13 protein-coding genes and 2 rRNA genes are annotated in these 16,690 nt (G+C 41.4%); 1 reads left to right on the plus strand and 14 read right to left on the minus strand.

Annotated features, from left to right (window positions below):
- Window positions 1-60: 60 nt before the first annotated feature.
- The 7 genes from NQT65_RS04225 to NQT65_RS04255 form a co-directional block, all read right to left on the minus strand.
- Window positions 61-618 (minus strand): YceB family lipoprotein, encoded by a 558-nt coding sequence (locus NQT65_RS04225; RefSeq protein WP_004587241.1) that lies wholly within the window; start codon window positions 616-618, stop codon window positions 61-63.
- A gap of 93 nt (window positions 619-711) precedes the next feature.
- On the minus strand, window positions 712-3,393 hold the full coding sequence (locus NQT65_RS04230) for a DUF349 domain-containing protein (protein ID WP_256850576.1): 2,682 nt from the start codon (window positions 3,391-3,393) through the stop codon (window positions 712-714).
- Window positions 3,383-3,664: a YeaC family protein gene (locus NQT65_RS04235; protein ID WP_004587239.1), complete on the minus strand. Its 282-nt coding sequence runs from the start codon at window positions 3,662-3,664 to the stop codon at window positions 3,383-3,385. Before NQT65_RS04235 ends, NQT65_RS04230 begins: the two co-directional genes overlap by 11 nt.
- Before the next feature lies 1 nt (window position 3,665).
- Window positions 3,666-3,992: a hypothetical protein gene (locus NQT65_RS04240; protein ID WP_004587238.1), complete on the minus strand. Its 327-nt coding sequence runs from the start codon at window positions 3,990-3,992 to the stop codon at window positions 3,666-3,668.
- Between the two features lie 59 nt (window positions 3,993-4,051).
- Window positions 4,052-5,719: an alanine/glycine:cation symporter family protein gene (locus tag NQT65_RS04245; protein ID WP_004587237.1), complete on the minus strand. Its 1,668-nt coding sequence runs from the start codon at window positions 5,717-5,719 to the stop codon at window positions 4,052-4,054.
- Window positions 5,720-5,877: 158 nt separating this feature from the next.
- Window positions 5,878-7,005: a M14 family metallopeptidase gene (locus tag NQT65_RS04250; protein ID WP_004587236.1), complete on the minus strand. Its 1,128-nt coding sequence runs from the start codon at window positions 7,003-7,005 to the stop codon at window positions 5,878-5,880.
- Window positions 7,006-7,322: 317 nt separating this feature from the next.
- On the minus strand, window positions 7,323-8,765 hold the full coding sequence (locus tag NQT65_RS04255; protein WP_004587235.1) for a glyceraldehyde-3-phosphate dehydrogenase: 1,443 nt from the start codon (window positions 8,763-8,765) through the stop codon (window positions 7,323-7,325).
- 174 nt (window positions 8,766-8,939) lie between these two features.
- Between NQT65_RS04255 and NQT65_RS04260 the strand changes: the two genes are divergently transcribed.
- A complete protein-coding gene (locus NQT65_RS04260) occupies window positions 8,940-9,740 on the plus strand; it encodes a DUF2989 domain-containing protein (RefSeq protein WP_138685919.1) in 801 nt (266 codons plus the stop codon).
- An 89-nt stretch (window positions 9,741-9,829) separates the two neighbouring features.
- Here NQT65_RS04260 and ihfA read toward each other — a convergent pair whose 3' ends face one another.
- The 7 genes from ihfA to NQT65_RS04295 all read right to left on the minus strand — a co-directional run.
- The gene (gene ihfA, locus NQT65_RS04265; protein WP_002960690.1) at window positions 9,830-10,129 is read right to left on the minus strand and encodes an integration host factor subunit alpha; all 300 of its coding nucleotides are present in this window, start codon (window positions 10,127-10,129) and stop codon (window positions 9,830-9,832) included.
- Between the two features lie 2 nt (window positions 10,130-10,131).
- Window positions 10,132-12,519 carry a phenylalanine--tRNA ligase subunit beta gene (gene pheT / locus NQT65_RS04270; RefSeq protein ID WP_256850577.1) on the minus strand — a complete coding sequence of 796 codons (2,388 nt, stop codon included), beginning with the start codon at window positions 12,517-12,519 and terminating at the stop codon, window positions 10,132-10,134.
- 15 nt (window positions 12,520-12,534) lie between these two features.
- On the minus strand, window positions 12,535-13,515 hold the full coding sequence (gene pheS, locus NQT65_RS04275) for a phenylalanine--tRNA ligase subunit alpha (RefSeq protein ID WP_054983635.1): 981 nt from the start codon (window positions 13,513-13,515) through the stop codon (window positions 12,535-12,537).
- An 82-nt stretch (window positions 13,516-13,597) separates the two neighbouring features.
- Entirely contained in the window at window positions 13,598-14,308 is a 711-nt protein-coding gene (gene hda / locus NQT65_RS04280) for a DnaA regulatory inactivator Hda (protein WP_004587231.1), read from the minus strand.
- Window positions 14,308-15,363 carry a DUF8605 domain-containing protein gene (locus NQT65_RS04285; protein ID WP_256850578.1) on the minus strand — a complete coding sequence of 352 codons (1,056 nt, stop codon included), beginning with the start codon at window positions 15,361-15,363 and terminating at the stop codon, window positions 14,308-14,310. Before NQT65_RS04285 ends, hda begins: the two co-directional genes overlap by 1 nt.
- An 888-nt stretch (window positions 15,364-16,251) precedes the next feature.
- A 5S ribosomal RNA gene (gene rrf / locus NQT65_RS04290) occupies window positions 16,252-16,366 on the minus strand.
- A gap of 202 nt (window positions 16,367-16,568) precedes the next feature.
- A 23S ribosomal RNA gene (locus tag NQT65_RS04295) occupies window positions 16,569-16,690 on the minus strand; the annotation flags it as partial.

The following is a 16,690-nucleotide window of genomic DNA, read 5'->3' on the forward strand; positions in this document are numbered from 1 at the left end:
GCTCGATCTAATTAACCAAACGTTTTGGTAATAAAACTATCGCAAGCAGTGTGCTGTACATTAAAGGCGCGGTACTAATTTAATTGCCCCTTCAACCACTTTCATATCAAGGGGTAATTTGCTTAGCAGCATCATTTTAGGGTCATCCATATTTAACGTATAAACAGGGTTGAGGGCTAAAAAAGCATTAATTACTTCCATCGCTTCATTATCAAGCGCCGCTAAATTACCTTTAAAGCCACCTGCATCCACACTCGAATCTAGTAGTTTAACATTGCGTAAAAACACGGCTTTTTTTTCACTGTCGTAAAACGGGCTGCCTTCAATTTGCAGCTTTAAGCGTACTGGGTATTTTAGTGCAAATGCATTTATTTCTGCACTTGAGTCTGCACCAAGTACTACTACATCACGGTTATCTGGACCAATATTTACACTTAAATCGTTTACATCAAACTGCACTGGCAGCCCCATTAAGCTCACCTTTTCGCTTAACTTAGGCAACTGTTTACCTAGCACACTTTCTACTTCTGAGCTGGTAAATGAGTAAACAGACACGCCTTGTGTAGAATTACATGCGCTTAAAAATAGTGTGGTTAAAAACAGTAATAAAATTCTCATGCTAACCTTTATCCTCGTTGTAATTATAAAAAAGCCGCTTAAACAGCGGCTTTTATTATGCAATACCTGTATTTAATACAAGTTAATTACATATTATGCTGTAAAAATAGTTTTAATTTTAGCTAGTGTGTCAGGCTCAACTGAACCCTTACTGAGCGCTAATAGCTGCTTTAAATAATAGTTTAAATCAGCATGCTCACCACGGTGTTTATCATCAAGCATGGCGACTTGCTCTGCCATTCTAAGCGCTGCATTTTGCGAGCTTACATTAACAAGAATTTCCATTCTTGTAATAAGTTGTTCACTACTAAGCGACGTCGCTAACGGTGCTTGAAATTGGCTTGGCACTACATCGTTGTTTTCAAGTGCAGTGATCAGCGCTTCAAATTGCGCATGCTGCGCTTGGCTTGTAAGTAAAGCTAGCTTTTCGTCAATAGCACTTAATAATGCTGCCACTTTTGACGCAAGCGATTTATATTGTGCGTAGCCTTTTACTTTGGTTTCTAGGTCATGCAATTGGGCTTTTTGATTAACTTGCTCAAGGGCACTTTCTAGCTCAGCCAGTTCTATTGCAGCTTGTTTATCTGTTTCGTTTTGAGCCAGCTTTTGCTGCTCAAACTCACTGCTACGTTTGCTAAAGGTTTCATCGTTATACTGGCGAAACTTTTGCCACAGCGCATTTTCGGCTTTTAAACCTGCAAAACCTATACTTTGCCATTGCTGTTGTAATTGCTTTAACTCTTGGCATGCTGCAGCTAAATCTTCACTTTGCGAAAGCGCTGAGGCGCGCTCCACTAAGGCATTTTTTTGTGCTGCATTGCCTTTATGGTACGCGTTTAATATAGCAAGTACGCTCTGCTGCTGTGTTTTAAAGCTTTCGTTTAATACGCGGTATGTTTTAGGGTCAACTTTACCCACGCTACGCCACGCTTTATTTAAACGGTTGTATTGGCTTTCAAACTGCTTCCAATCAAAGCTTTCAATAGCGGTGTCTTGCTCGCTTAGTGCTTGCATATCGTTTATCAGTACTTCACGCTGGGCTTTTGCAGCTTCGCGCGCCACTTCTTGCTCGGCAAAGTAACTACGACACGGTGCAAACAACAGCTCTATGTTGCTATCAAACTGCTCACCTTGTTGCTTTTCTTGCTCTGTATCTAAACGGCCAAGCTCGTTCCAACGCTTACGAAAGGCTTTAACTTGCTCTGCACGCTGTTGTGGGTCGTCACACGGTTGGTCGACTAACCCTGCCACTTCTTCAAGTAAGGCTTCGCGTTTTGGCGCGGCTGCGTACTTTTGCCAATCTTTTGCTTCTGCAAGTTGTGCTTCTAAATCGGCTTTTAAGTTTACTAGTGGCTGCTGAAATTGCGGTGTTAACTTATCAAACAACTCTTCAAAGCCTTTAAATACACCAAAAGCAACATTAAAGCGGCCTTGCTCAATAAGGCGTTTTACATCGCGTGCTTTACGTTTGGCTGTGCTTTGGTTTTTTTCAAGCGGTTTTGTCAGCTCACTCATTTGCGCTAAAAACTGCTTTTTATGCGTATTTAATTGCGATTTAAAGTTTTGCTGCAATGCCCCATCCACCACATTTAAATGGCTACGAGTTTGTTTAAATGCGTTATTAAAACGAGTTAAAACATCATCGTAATCAGCTAGCTGCTGCGCAGGCTCAATTTCTTTAAGCTGTTCAAAAGCAATTTTATACTGTGCAATTGCGCTACTAAGCTCTGGTAGTTTAGCCACCTGATTGAATAGTTTTTCAAGCTTTGTAATAACTTGCTTAGTTTGTGCGTTATCGCCGTGTTGGGCATCGGTTAACGTTTGCTTAGCTTGCGCTACTTTAGCCTCTAACCAATCTTGCTGAATTTGCTCTGGGGTTTCTAAGCCTAATTGCAACGCGTTTTCTATTTCTTCGCTCAATGCTTCAAGTGTTGCCAGGGCTAATAATTGGCGTTGTTGCTCGGCTAAACGCTGCTGTTGTTGCTCGTGCTGCGCTTTTAACGTAGCAATATGCGCATCGAGTTTATCAGTAATGCTGATGTATTTTTTATCTAGCTCTTTAACGTGCTCTTCGCTTAACCATTTAAGCTCAAGTGCTTGCCACTGCGCCATTAATTCGCCAGCTTGTGGGTTTACTATGGCGTAATCGTTTTTATCTCGCAGGGCGTTTAGCTTAGCTAAAATAACGCGTGTTGCGCTTTCTACCTGAGCGGGCATTTCAATCGCTAAGCGTTCGTTTTCAATGTGTTGCTCAAGCTGCTGCTTAGCATCGCCTTTAGCATGCTTTACTAATGGTTTAATAAGTTGATGCGTTATAACGAGCTCTACAAGTTGGCTTTGAAGCTCTTCGCTGCCCTCTTTAAACGCTTTTTCAATTAATTTAGGATTTGCTAAGCGCTTTAAAAGTTTAACGCGTACTTGCAGTTCTTTCTCTGCAAAGGCGAGCTTTTCCAGTGTTTTAACCGGTGCAAAACGGTCTATATACTCACTTTTAATTTGCGTGCTCAGTGCGCTTTCGTTGTTTAACACTGCGTTTGAAATTTGTATTTCGGCTACATCTTTTAGCGCGTGATCTTGTTTATAGGCTTTCCACCACAGTGGTAAGTTATTTACTTTTTGTAATGCTTTGCGGCGTATTTCGGCTGAGTTATCTTCCAGCGCTAATGTGCTTAAAATTGATGCGTCGCGCTCTACATCAAGTTTTTCAATCGCGTCTAGACGAACTTGCTGCTTTGGGTGTTTCCACTTAGGTGTAAAAAGGTGTTTAAAGATCATGTTCACTAAACCTAGCTATTTCGTTTTCTGATTTAAATTCTTTTTGTAGTTGTGCTTTTGTCTTTTGGATCATTTCGCCATTAGCGCCAATGGTAAATTGCTCGTTTGATTGCGCTATTTTAGCTTGGTAAAGCATAACAAGTTGCACCGTTTGTTGCTTTTGCTCATCAGAGAGCGGCGTGCCATCGGGCCATTTGCCGGTTGAAGCACCGTACTGTAAACGCTCAAATAATTCTGGGGTTATATTTTGTACAAGGTTGTCAATATTCATGTCATCTTTTCTTTTTTAGAGTCACTAAAATAACGCGGTTTACTAAGTACCAAATACAGCCAACACCAATCGCTACTGTATACGCGTACCATTGCAGGGTTTCTTTTGCGGGTTGTAAAAAGTATAAGCAAAAAAAGCCACCTAAAAATAGTATGAGCGCCAAGAAAGAATGGTTCATAAACATTTGCTGTTTTTTAATTCGCTGTTCGCGCTGAAGCTGTTGTACCTGCTCAGAGTTAAGCGCGCCAATGTTACTATTGCAATGCGGACACTGCTGATGTTTATCTGAAATTGATTTTGCACATTTGGGGCAATGAATAATCGCCATACTACTCTCCATACTACGCATAAAAAAAGCGCCTTGCGGCGCCTTTTATTGTACTTGTTTTATTGCTCGTTGTCTTTTTTGAATTTAACCCAGTAGTCATCTACGGATTGTTTCATTTCTTTGCGCAATAACATAATGCCAAATAAGTTAGGCAAGGTCATAACGACAATTGCAACGGCTGCTAATTTCCATACTAAAGTGGTATCGGCAAACGAAGCCCAAAAGAACGCAGCAACATAAAATACGCGATACGGCATAACTGAGCGATTACCAAGTAAGTAAATCATGGCACGGTCACCGTAGTACGACCACGCAATGGCAGTAGAAAACGCGAATAACAATAAGCCTATCGATACTATGTATTGGCCGCTATCGCCAAAAAAGCCTCGGGTAAACGCTTTGGTTGTCAGCTCTGCTGAGTGCACTAACGATTTACCAATTAAACTAATGCTGTCGTCGGTTGGCATGCCGTTTTTAACTTCAACAATACCTGTGTACTTATGTTTGTCGGTAATACCAAAACGTATGTCTTCACCAATTGAGCGTGAATGTAATACGGTAAAGCCATTACTTGTTGGCTCGCCATTAACTACATCAATGTTGCCGTTGAATAGCTCTACCTTGCTATCATTACCGTTTAGGTAATTGTATAGCTCTTGGCGCTGCGCTTCGTTGGTTTCTGAGTAGTCACCTTTAATAATGCTCATTGACGATCGTTCAAAATGTGTTTCGAATTTTTCATTCCACACACCCGACGATAAAATAACTAAGCCTGTTAATGTACAAATAATAATGGTATCGATAAACGGCTCTAAAATTGAAACCATTCCTTCAGACACAGGTTCATCCGCTTTTGCCGATGCGTGGGCAATGGGTGCAGAACCTTGACCAGCCTCATTTGAGAACAAGCCACGGTTTACACCTCTGTTAAATGCATACGCAAAAGAGGCACCTAAAAAGCCACCGGCTGCAGCAGAGCCTGTAAATGCATCAACAAATATTGACGCAAACGAAGGGCCGATGTTTTCAATGTTATAAAAAATAACACCTAACGCACCTATGATATAAATCACGGCCATAATGGGCACAACACGTGATGTAATAGCAGCAATACGACGAATACCACCTAAAATAACCAACGCAAGTAAAATAGATAACACAGCACCGGTTGCCATAGGTGCAAAACCAAATGTGGCTTCCATACCCTGCGCTATGTTGTTAATTTGTGGCAAACTGCCCGTACCAAAAGAGCTAATTACAGTGGCAACGGCAAATAAAATAGCAAGCCACTTCATGTTTAGGCGTTTATCCATGTAATACATAGGGCCACCCGCCATGGTGCCATCTTGGGTTTTTTCGCGGTATTTATGTGAAAGCGTAACTTCTACAAATTTGGTGGTCATACCAAAAAATGCCGTCATCCACATCCAAAATAATGCCGCGGGGCCACCAATAGAAATAGCCAAGGCTACCCCACCAATGTTACCTGTACCTACCGTACCAGAGAGCGCAGTAGCCAGTGCCTGAAAATGAGTTGTGTCACCCTCGGTGCCTTTTTTATCAAATTTGCCTGTAACTACTTTACACGCATGTTTGAAATAACGAATTTGTGGGAACTTTAAATAAATAGTAAAAAATAGACCGACTCCTAGCAGCACATAGGGAAACCAAACTGCGCCCCCTAACATGCCATCTAGGCTATCTAAAAGTTGTCCGAATGCATCCACGCTAAATACCTCTTATTATTTTATTTGAGACTGTTGATTGTTTATTACTTACTCAGAGCTAGGTAATACGATAACTAAGCCATTGCGCACTTTTATTATTTGTTAATTTTGTAATAAAAAAGGGCAACATTTTAATGTTGCCCTTACCTTATACTAATTTATCTTAATTTATCAACGACATTTACGATTGCCGCTAAAGTATCTTGACCAAATTGATACGAGCGGCGGTCTGACCAGCCGTAATCTGGGTCTGGTAAGTCGTTATTGTCTTTAAAAGGCATCTCAATTGTGTAAGTAAGTGCTTTAAATTCTTCTGCCGTTGCAGATGAGCCAACTGTTAAATTAGCTTTGCCCGGCTCATCTTTATCGTAACCGTGCTCATCTTGAAACTCTGGCGTTATAGTAAGTAGCGCTGCTTTAAAGCTATCTTCTAAGTCTTTTAAGCGGTCATCGTAGCTTGGAATACCTTCACTGCCTGCCACAAAGTTATAAGGAATAGCTTCATCACCGTGTATATCTAAATGCATATCGAGGCCAGTTTCGCGCATTTTATTCAGTACTAAATACACTTCTGGGCTATTTTCCATGCTAGGCGTTTGCCATTCACGGTTTAAGTTAACGCCTTTTGCGTTAGTACGAAGGTGACCACGTACGCTGCCATCTGGGTTCATGTTTGGTACTACATAAAATACAGCTTTTGATAAAAGAGCAGCGGCATGCGGGTCTTCATCATCTAGTAGTTTGTGTAATAGCCCTTCTACAAACCATTCTGCCATAGTTTCGCCTGGGTGTTGGCGCGCTGTGATCCAGATTGTTTTTTTATCTTCACTAGGCTGACCAATTTTAAGCACGCTCATATCACGGCCATCAAGTGTTTCACCTAATGTTTGTAATTGGCAAAGCTCTTCGCTTTGCGCCCAGGCTAATAAATCTAAATGACGGTCGTAGCTATATGGCGCAAAGTAAGCAAAATATACACTGGGGCATTCAGGCTCTAGTTCAAAGGTAAGCGTACCATTTTCGTAATTTGAAGGCACACGGAACCATGTTTGACGGTCGTATGAGGCAACAGCTTGGTAGCCTTCCCATCCATCTGGGTAGGCAGAGTTTTCTAAATTATTAATGTTTAACTTATGCAGTTGATAAGGCGTTGTTTCTAGACGAAAGTGAAACCACTGGTAAAATTCAGACTGGTGATCGTTGTTTATCTCTAATTGAATATTTAACGGATCGTTGGCTTCGATAACCTTTATGTTACCACTATCAAAATTGCTGCTGATTTTCATGAAAAAACCTTAAGGTAGAATAAGTTTATCTGCTTTGTTAGGCACGTTGTTACTTTGGATTAAATTGACTCTATTTTTGGTTACTAAATTACAAAAAAGAGCGGCCTAAAAGTGCAGAACTGACACTATTTAAAAACCTGTACTGTGGATAATTAAACTATCTCAAGCAGATTGCAGGTTAAATAGTAAAATGCATTATTGAATGAAATCAAATAAGCATTTCAATAATTAAAGCCTACCACACAGGGTACACTTTAAAAATATAACGCGACTAAAAAAGCCAGCAAAAAAGCTGGCTTAGTATAATTGCGTTTAAATTAGCGAGGTAAGCTTGGGAAAGCAACTTCAGCCATATCACGCATACAACGAACTACTTGGCAGCTGTAGCCAAATTCATTGTCGTACCATACGTATAAAACAACGCGGTTACCTTCAACAATTGTTGCTTGCGAGTCTACAACACCTGCGTAGCGGCTACCGACTAAATCGGTAGATACGATTTCGGTTGATGCGGTGTAGTCAATTTGGTCGCGCAGCTCTGAATGCAGTGCTGTTTCGCGTAAAAACGCATTTAGCTCTTCAACAGACGTGCTGCTATTAAGGTTTAAGTTTAATATAGCGAGCGATACATTAGGTGTAGGCACACGAATCGCATTACCTGTTAGCTTACCTTCAAGCTCAGGAAGCGCTTTAGATACCGCTTTAGCTGCGCCTGTTTCGGTAATTACCATATTAAGTGCAGCAGCACGTCCACGACGCTCTGCTTTGTGGTAGTTATCAATAAGGTTTTGATCGTTTGTGTAAGAGTGTACGGTTTCTACGTGGCCGTTATTAATACCAAACTTATCGTTTAATGCTTTAAGCGTTGGCGTAATCGCATTGGTGGTACAGCTTGCTGCACACACGATTTTATCTTCAGGCTTAATGTCTTGGTTATTTACACCATAAACAATGTTTTTAATGTTGCCTTTAGCCGGTGCTGTTAATAGTACTTTTGCAGCCCCTTTAGACTCTAAGTGCTGGCCAAGGCCTGCTTCGTCTTTCCAAATACCAGTGTTATCAACTACGAGTGCATTTTCGATACCGTAAGCGGTGTAATCAACTTCACTTGGCGAGTTAGCATAAATCACTTGGATGTAGCTGCCATTCGCTTTAATTGCATTACGCTGCGTGTCAATTGTGATTGAGCCATTAAATGGACCATGAATTGAATCGCGACGCAGTAAGCTTGCACGTTTCTCAAGGTCGCCTTCTTTACCGCCACGTACCACAATTGCGCGTAAACGTAAGTCGGCATATGGGCCTGATTTTTCGATTAGTAAACGTGCTAACAAACGCCCTATACGACCAAAGCCATACAATACAACATCACGCGGCTCTTTGGCTGGTGAGTCTGCAATTTCGGCTAATTCGTCTTTAACAAATTCATCAACTGTGCGGCCATTAGCAGCATCGCTGTACAAATAGCTATAAGCAAGTTTACCAATATCAATACGTGCTGAGTTTAGCTCCATTTTACTAATGGCTTCTAAAAACGGAAAGCTTTCGCGTAAACGTAATTTAGTGCCTTCAAATTGCGCTACAGTTTTGTGTGATTTGATAATATCGATAGTACTGGCATTAACGAGAGGACGGCCATATACAGCGATTTCTATGCCACGGTTACGATAAAGCTTACCAATGATAGGTTGCATGCTTTCAGCGTAATCTTGGCGTTCTTGCCAACTATTTGTATATTCTAATTCGTGAGATGAGGTCATTTTATTTACCTAATTTAATCATTTTGAACGGATAGCCTTTAAAAATGCATTAGATTTTGAGAGTAATGCACTTCAGGCAGGGCTATTCTAAGTTAATCTAAAGTTATTCTCTACTGTTAGCGCACAAATGATTGCGCTAGAATAGTAATGTATATATTCATTTGAGGTTAAGGGATGGTTTTAAGAGCAAGCGCAATACTATCAATGCTAGCGTTAACAGGATGCGAAGAACCACTGACTCTCGCTCAGGTATGTAAAGAAACACCTGGCTTTTGTAGTGATTTAAATAAAGATAGCCATTGTAAAAATGAGCGCTCTGAGGTTATTTTAAAACGCTATATAGAATATAAAAAACCCACAGATGAAAACAAATACCAATTGCTTAAGGGGTTTGAGTCGTATAATCAATGTATTACTTTAGCCGCAAAAATAGAACATATTAAACTAAAGTCTAAAACAACATCGCGTATTGAAGGTCAGCTTACTAGCATTAAAGAGATGACCCGACTTTATCAAGACACAAAAAACACTAACCACCCAGGTTTGCTTTACTATCATTGGTCACGTAACAATGAGCAAAGTGCGCTGACTCGTTTACTTGCAATGGAAAATGATGAAAGCGTAACCAATAGTGCAGAAATGCAGTTTTATCTAGCCTCTTATTACATTAAGTTTGATGACGAAAAAACAATTGATTTGCTATATAAAACGCTTGAGCTAAATAAACAAGGCCAACAGCCAAATCCTGAAGTGTATACCTCGTTAATCAGCTTGTTTTATAAACATGATAAATATAAGCACGCTTACATTTTTTCGAAAGTGGCGCAAAGCGCTGGCATTGAGAATATAGATTTACTGCCCATTGAGCACCAACTGATGAGCGATGGTAAAAATTTAGATGCGCTCGATGCCCTTGCTCAACAAACGTATGAACAAATACAAAACGGTGAGTTTGTATCGCCGCGAGAATTTTAGGTAAGCAAAACCCCCTGGCAATAAATGTATTTTAAAACATGATGCCAGATGGTTTTTTAAATAAAAAAGGCAGCTTACGCTGCCCTTTTTTATTTTGCTTTGCTTGTGCCCACTTCTACACGGGTTTTAAGCTTTTGACCTGGTCTAAAGGTCACCACGCGGCGCGCCGAAATAGGAATGTCTTCTCCTGTTTTCGGGTTACGGCCTGGTCTTTCTTTTTTATCACGAAGATCAAAGTTACCAAATCCAGAGAGCTTAACCTGCTCGCCTTTTTCAAGCGCTGAGCGGATTTCTTCAAAAAACGCTTCAACTAAATCTTTGGCATCTTTTTTATTGATCCCGAGCTTTTCAAATAGGTGTTCAGCTATGTCGGCTTTAGTAAGCGCCATATCTAGTCCCTCAACGATGCATTAAACTTTTCGGCCAATGTGGCCACCACGTTATCAACTACCAGATTGATATCTTTCTCTTCGAGTGTTCTATCAACCGCCTGCAGTGTTAGAGCAATCGCCAAACTCTTATAATTTGGCTCAATACCTTTGCCCTTATACACATCGAATAAGTTTAGGTCAACCAATTGATTTCCGCCAACTTTTTCTATTGTGCTTAAAATATCACCTGAATTAACGCTGTCAGCCACTAAAATCGCGATGTCGCGGCGATTTGAAGGGAATTTTGAAACCCCTACAGCTTGCGGTAAATTTCTTTTTTCTATTGCAGACATTTCTATTTCAAATACAAAAGTTGCGTTATTGATATCTAACGATTTTTGCACTTGAGGATGAAGAGCACCAAAAAATCCTACCTTTTTACCTTCAACATAAATAACTGCTGATTGGCCTGGGTGTAAACCGTCTGACTGTTCTGCTTTAATTTCAAAACGGCTTGTATCGTTAGTGATTGCTAATAAGGCTTCAACATCACCTTTTAGGTCGTAAAAATCAACGTTGCGTTTTTGCTCAACCCAATGCTCGCCGTGTGCAAGGCCAGTGATCACACCGCCAATGACAGGGACTTGCTGCAGGCCATTTTCTGCGCTGTCTTCGCTGATAAATTTAAGACCATGCTCAAATAAACGAATACGTGGTTGTTGACGGTTTTGATTATACGCAACCGATGCTAAAAGCCCTGGCATTAAGCTTACACGCATAGCCGACATTTCAATTGAAATTGGGTGCGGCAGTATAAGCGGATTACTTTGTGGGTGTATAATAGCTTGTGCTTTAGGGTCTACAAAGCTGTACGTAATTGCTTCTTGGTAGCCACGTGTCACTAACGTATTGCGAAACTTACTTAGCGCAATTGTTGACTCGTCATGTGTAGTCATTTTTAACTTTGCGGTTGGCGCAACATTTGGAATACTGTTGTAACCATAAACACGAGCAACTTCTTCAATTAAGTCTTCTTCAATACGAATATCGAAGCGGTAGCTTGGAATATCAGCGCTCCAGCTGTCGTTTTCAAACTTAACGTCTAACCCTAAACGAGTCAGAATATCAGTCACTTTCGCATCGTCAATATGATGACCAATTACACGGTCTAAACGCGCACGACGTAGGCGTACTTCTGTCACTTTTGGCAGTTTATCAGCAGCTACAGCTTCTACAACAGGGCCTGCTTCACCGCCAACAATATCAAGTAATAAAGCGGTTGCACGCTCCATTGCATCGTGTTGCAGGGTAAAATCTACGCCACGCTCATAGCGGTGTGATGCATCGGTATGTAAGCCGTAACTACGGGCTTGACCTGCAATTGCGACTGGGTTAAAAAACGCGCTTTCTAATAAAATATCTGACGTTTTTTCTGTAACACCTGATTGCTCACCGCCAAAAATACCGGCAATCGCAAGGGCTTTATTATGATCGGCTATCACAAGTGTTGATTCGTTCAGTTTTGCAGTATTGCCATCAAGCAATACTAACTCTTCGCCTGCATTGGCGCTGCGAACCTTAATGCCGCCTTCAATTGCATTTAAATCAAATGCATGCATTGGGTGGCCAAGTTCTAGTAATACATAGTTAGTAACATCAACAACAGGGTCAATTGAGCGAATACCACTACGGCGAAGCTTTTCAACCATCCAAAGCGGTGTTTCTGCATCAAGGCTAATGCCTTTGATTACACGCCCTAAGTAACGCGGACACGCATCAGCATTAACAAGCTCGATAGATACTTCATCGTCAATAGTGCCGCTAACTGCTGGAATTTGTAGCTCGTTTACATCAACGCTGTTTAATACACCTACTTCGCGTGCAAGGCCTTTTATACCCAAGCAATCACCACGGTTTGGCGTTAAGTCAACATCAATTATGTTGTCATCAAGGCCTAAGTATTCGCGCAGGTCTGTACCAATTGGCGCATCGCTTGGCAATTCCATGATGCCGTCGCCTTCTTCGCTAATACCTAGCTCAACAAAGGCACACAGCATACCGTGTGATGGCTGACCGCGTAATTTGGCTTTTTTAATTTTAAAGTCGCCCGGTAAAACAGCGCCCACTGTTGCAACAGCTACTTTAATGCCTTGGCGACAATTTGGCGCACCACACACAATATCAAGTAGCTCATCGCCACCTACATTGATTTTAGTAACGCGAAGTTTATCTGCATCTGGGTGCTGTGCGCACTCAACAACTTCACCAACCACTACGCCGTTAAAATCCGCTGCTGCGCTCTCAACTGCATCAACCTCAAGGCCAGCCATAGAAAGCTGTTCCGAAAGAGCTTGCGTATCAATAGCAGGATTTACCCACTCTCTTAACCACTTTTCACTAAATTTCATTTTATATTTTCACTCTTAACGGAACTGGTTTAGGAATTTTAAGTCATTTTCAAAAAATGCACGTAAGTCGTTTACGCCATAGCGCAGCATGGTTAAGCGCTCTACGCCCATACCAAAAGCAAAACCGGTGTATTTTTCGGGGTCAATACCTACTGACTTAAGTACGTTAGGGTGAACCATGCCACAACCTAATACTTCAAGCCATTTGCCGTCTTTACCCATAACATCTACTTCAGCTGAAGGCTCTGTAAATGGGAAGAATGAAGGACGGAAACGAATTTCCATGTCTTCTTCAAAAAAGTTACGTAAGAAGTCGTGTAAAATACCCTTAAGCTCTGTGAAGCTTACATCAGTATCAACCATTAAACCTTCTACCTGATGAAACATCGGAGTATGCGTTTGGTCGTAGTCGTTACGATATACTCGACCTGGCGAAATAATTCGCAGTGGCGGTTGCTCTGTTTCCATAGTACGAATTTGCACACCACTTGTTTGGGTGCGCAGTACTAACTTAGGGTTAAAATAAAAGGTATCGTGATCAGCACGCGCTGGGTGATGCTCAGGAATATTTAGCGCATCAAAGTTATGAAAATCATCTTCTACTTCTGGGCCTGATTTAACAGCAAAACCTAGCTCGCCAAAAAAGCTTTCTATACGCTCGATTGTGCGTGTTACCGGATGAAGGCCACCCGTGGGCATTACGCGCCCTGGTAAAGTTACATCGATTGTTTCAGCTGCTAGCTTTTCTTCAAGCGCTTTACTTGCTAAAAGCTCACGCTTTTCGTTAATGGCAGCTTGTACATCTTGCTTAGCTTGGTTAATTACTTGGCCTGCTTCTTTGCGTTCTTCAGGAGCAATTTTACCCAGTGTTTTAAGTAAGCTTGTGATTTCGCCTTTTTTACCAAGGTAATTAACCCTGATCTCTTCTAGTTGCGCGATTTCACTGGCACTGGCAACTGCCTCAAGTGCTTGCGCTAAAATATTTTCTAAGTTCATTCGATACCTGATCTTTCACAGAAGGTGATTACAATTTTGTTGACTAATGATAACTGAAAGCAGGGTCTAGATTCTAGACCTACTACAGCTTTAACGTTGATTTTATGAAGGGAATTGTTAATTTTCGTTGTGCGGCCATTGATGCGTGATCTAATTTGTCTAATACGTCTAATAAAGCACGCATGTCACGACTCAAGCGAGTCAATAAAAAGCGCGCGCATTCATCACTTAGTTCAAGCCCACGCATATGCGCTCGCTTAACCAGTGCTTGTGCTTTATCATCATCACTCATTGATCGAATTTGGAAGGTGGTTCCCCACTTTAGCCGAGACTCTAAGTCAGGCAAGGTGATATTAAGCATGTCAGGGAGCAAATCGGCCGTAACCACTAACATTTTTCCGGGCTCGTTAAAGCGATTAAAAAAGTTAAAAAGGGCTTTTTCCCATGCGTCATTGCCAGCGACTAAGTGCACATCATCAATACATAATACGTCAAGTGCTTCTAAACCATCTAACACCATAGGGCCAAAGTCGATAACTTCACGCATAGACAACAGCATGTTTGACAAACCACGCTCTTGGGCTTGTATGCAGGTTGCGTACAATAAGTGGGATTTACCAGAATCACCTAAGCCGCACAAATAAGTGTACTGAAATTTGTTGGCAAGCTTTGAAAAGCTCGCTTTAAGGTGGTTTACCTCTAAAGAGTCTTCCCCACCAAAATAAGAAGCAAATGTTTCATCGTCAGGTAAGGTAACTGGTAGTGCCATTTGCATTGGCTCAGCACTTAGCATTACTCACCGACCCACTGATACTCAAGACTGTTTTTGTCTACAACATGATAAAATGCGCGAGGGTCAACATAATCTCTAAAGGCACTATCAAGGCCAAGGCCTTTTTTAAGATCGCCCACACTGCCGGTGTGGTTAAGCTTAAACTCAACAAATTCTGAGGTTTTGCGCATTATTGTTGCTTGCGTCACTACACTCAAACTTTGTAGACGACGCTTTGCAAGTTCAATATCGACAAAGCTTTGAGTGCCTTTTAAGGTGAGCGTAGCCGCAGCCTGTTCATAATACGCGTTAGGGTCGATAGCATATTCATTGGCTAATCCCAACGCTAAGCTGTCTATCATCTGGCCTACTATTTGCTGTTTATCACCTTCAAGACGGTTTGAATCAAATAAATCGTCATTAGTAAAACGCCAGTCTAAAATCCAAGTTTCGCTGTCGGGCTCTTGATACATTCTTGCTGTAATGCTTCGCTCTGCACTATAACGGCGCGACGCCTCTTCCACAGGCTCTGAAAAATTCCCCCATACTTCAGGGATGCCAACTAAACGTCTGTCTTGTAAATCTAATAGCGGCACTACAACGGGTAAACCACGTCGACCCGCTTTGTCATATATAAGCTGCTCTAACTGAGGATAGCTTTCTTGTGTAACAAGTTCTCTACGCCAGTTATCTTCAATACCTAACCAAATAGCAACTAATGGGCGCTGGACGCCCCAAAGAGGTAAATTTAATTCTTTAATTAATTCATTTATTTTACGCGCTTCAAATTTTACAACTAAATTAAGCTGTCCATTTGCTTTTTCGTCATATTCAAACTTGAGCATGTAATCAGAAATGTTTTTGGTGCGTTGCTGAGCAAGCTTATTTTGATCAGCAGATTCATCCCCGCTTACCTTTACTAACACATTAAGTAATGCTTTGCGGCTAGCGGCTAAACGCGTGTCTCGACTTTTATCATCGACTTTTAATATATCTTGATACAGATCAGTTACTTCAACTGCCGACACAGAGAAACAAAATATAAATGATATGGCACTAATTAATAATCTATACACTGGCTATTAGTTCTTGGTTTTAAACTATTTTGATCCTAAATCAAAGCCAGTAACAAAGCAAAATTATATTTGTAATCTAGCTATGTTGAATAAATATTGTTTATCTTAAAGCTTAAAACAGAAACAAACAGCTACTTAGCTATATGTTAAATGGGTTGTGATTGGTAAGGCGAACCTTATCCGCGGGTTTCGTGATACTCAACCCACGCTACGGAGGTGGTGATATTACGTAAAGACATGTATTTCACTTTTCTGCAGACGTAAAAAAGCCCGGCTCTTTCGAGTCGGGCTTTCTTGTATTTGGAGCCTGGCAATGTCGTAGTGCCCACAGCGGTAGAGAGTCACATAGCAAATACACATTATCATTGTGTCGGGAGTCGCTTCGCTCACCCGACCTACATTCTAGAAATAGATGAGTGTGCATTAATTGTCCGCATTTCACTCTTCTTCAGACGTAAAAAAGCCCGGCTCGTTCGAGTCGGGCTTTCTTGTATTTGGAGCCTGGCGATGTCGTAGTGCCCACAGCAGTAGAGAGGCGCATAGCAAATGCACATTATCATTGCGTCGAGAGTCGCTACGCTCGCCCGACTTACATTCTAGAAGTAGATGAGTGTACATTAATTGTCCGCATTTCACTTTTCTACGGACGTAAAAAAGCCCGGCTCTTTCGAGTCGGGCTTTCTTGTATTTGGAGCCTGGCAATGTCGTAGTGCCAACAGCGGTAGAGAGTCACATAGCAAATGGGACATTATCATTGTGTCGGGAGTCGCTACGCTCGCCCGACCTACATTCTAGGTTTAAAAGTGAATTCATTACGAGTGCTTTTTTCACTTTCCTGCAGACGTAAAAAAGCCGCTTCATTTCTGAAGCGGCTTTCTCGTATTTGGAGCCTGGCAATGTCCTACTTTCACATAGCAAATGCTACACTATCATCGGCGCTGTTTCGTTTCACTACTGAGTTCGGCATGGGGTCAGGTGGGTCCAAAACGCTATGGTTACCAAGCAAATTAGGTGCAAAGGAGTAATGACAAGCACGTAGTGCTTCTTTTTCCTTTGCGCAAGGTGCCTCAACTTTAACGCTACGCGCTAAGAGTCACCTCATAAATTTGGAAAATTCTGATAATATTTTTTAAGTCTAAGTATTTATCTACTTTAGCTATTAACTTCTGTCGCTTGTTTCTGTCACAAAACGCGTTTGGCGTTGTATGGTTAAGCCTCACGGGTAATTAGTACAAGTTAGCTTAATGGCTCACACCACTTCCACATCTTGCCTATCAACGTTGTAGTCTTCAACGGCCCTTCAGAGACTTTAAAAGTCTAGTGAGAA

The organism is Pseudoalteromonas agarivorans (assembly GCF_024518735.1).
In the GTDB taxonomy this organism is placed as follows: Bacteria; Pseudomonadota; Gammaproteobacteria; order Enterobacterales; family Alteromonadaceae; genus Pseudoalteromonas; species Pseudoalteromonas atlantica.

Excerpts from the sequence above, each read along its gene's own strand:
- NQT65_RS04250 (WP_004587236.1), bottom strand. The coding sequence starts at position 7,005 with ATGAAAATCAGCAGCAATTTTGATAGTGGTAACATAAAGGTTATCGAA.
- pheT (WP_256850577.1), bottom strand. The coding sequence starts at position 12,519 with ATGAAATTTAGTGAAAAGTGGTTAAGAGAGTGGGTAAATCCTGCTATT.
- ihfA (WP_002960690.1), bottom strand. The coding sequence starts at position 10,129 with ATGGCGCTTACTAAAGCCGACATAGCTGAACACCTATTTGAAAAGCTC.
- NQT65_RS04240 (WP_004587238.1), bottom strand. The coding sequence starts at position 3,992 with ATGGCGATTATTCATTGCCCCAAATGTGCAAAATCAATTTCAGATAAA.
- NQT65_RS04225 (WP_004587241.1), bottom strand. The coding sequence starts at position 618 with ATGAGAATTTTATTACTGTTTTTAACCACACTATTTTTAAGCGCATGT.
- NQT65_RS04260 (WP_138685919.1), top strand. The coding sequence starts at position 8,940 with ATGGTTTTAAGAGCAAGCGCAATACTATCAATGCTAGCGTTAACAGGA.
- pheS (WP_054983635.1), bottom strand. The coding sequence starts at position 13,515 with ATGAACTTAGAAAATATTTTAGCGCAAGCACTTGAGGCAGTTGCCAGT.
- NQT65_RS04235 (WP_004587239.1), bottom strand. The coding sequence starts at position 3,664 with ATGAATATTGACAACCTTGTACAAAATATAACCCCAGAATTATTTGAG.
- hda (WP_004587231.1), bottom strand. The coding sequence starts at position 14,308 with ATGCTAAGTGCTGAGCCAATGCAAATGGCACTACCAGTTACCTTACCT.
- NQT65_RS04255 (WP_004587235.1), bottom strand. The coding sequence starts at position 8,765 with ATGACCTCATCTCACGAATTAGAATATACAAATAGTTGGCAAGAACGC.
- NQT65_RS04230 (WP_256850576.1), bottom strand. The coding sequence starts at position 3,393 with ATGATCTTTAAACACCTTTTTACACCTAAGTGGAAACACCCAAAGCAG.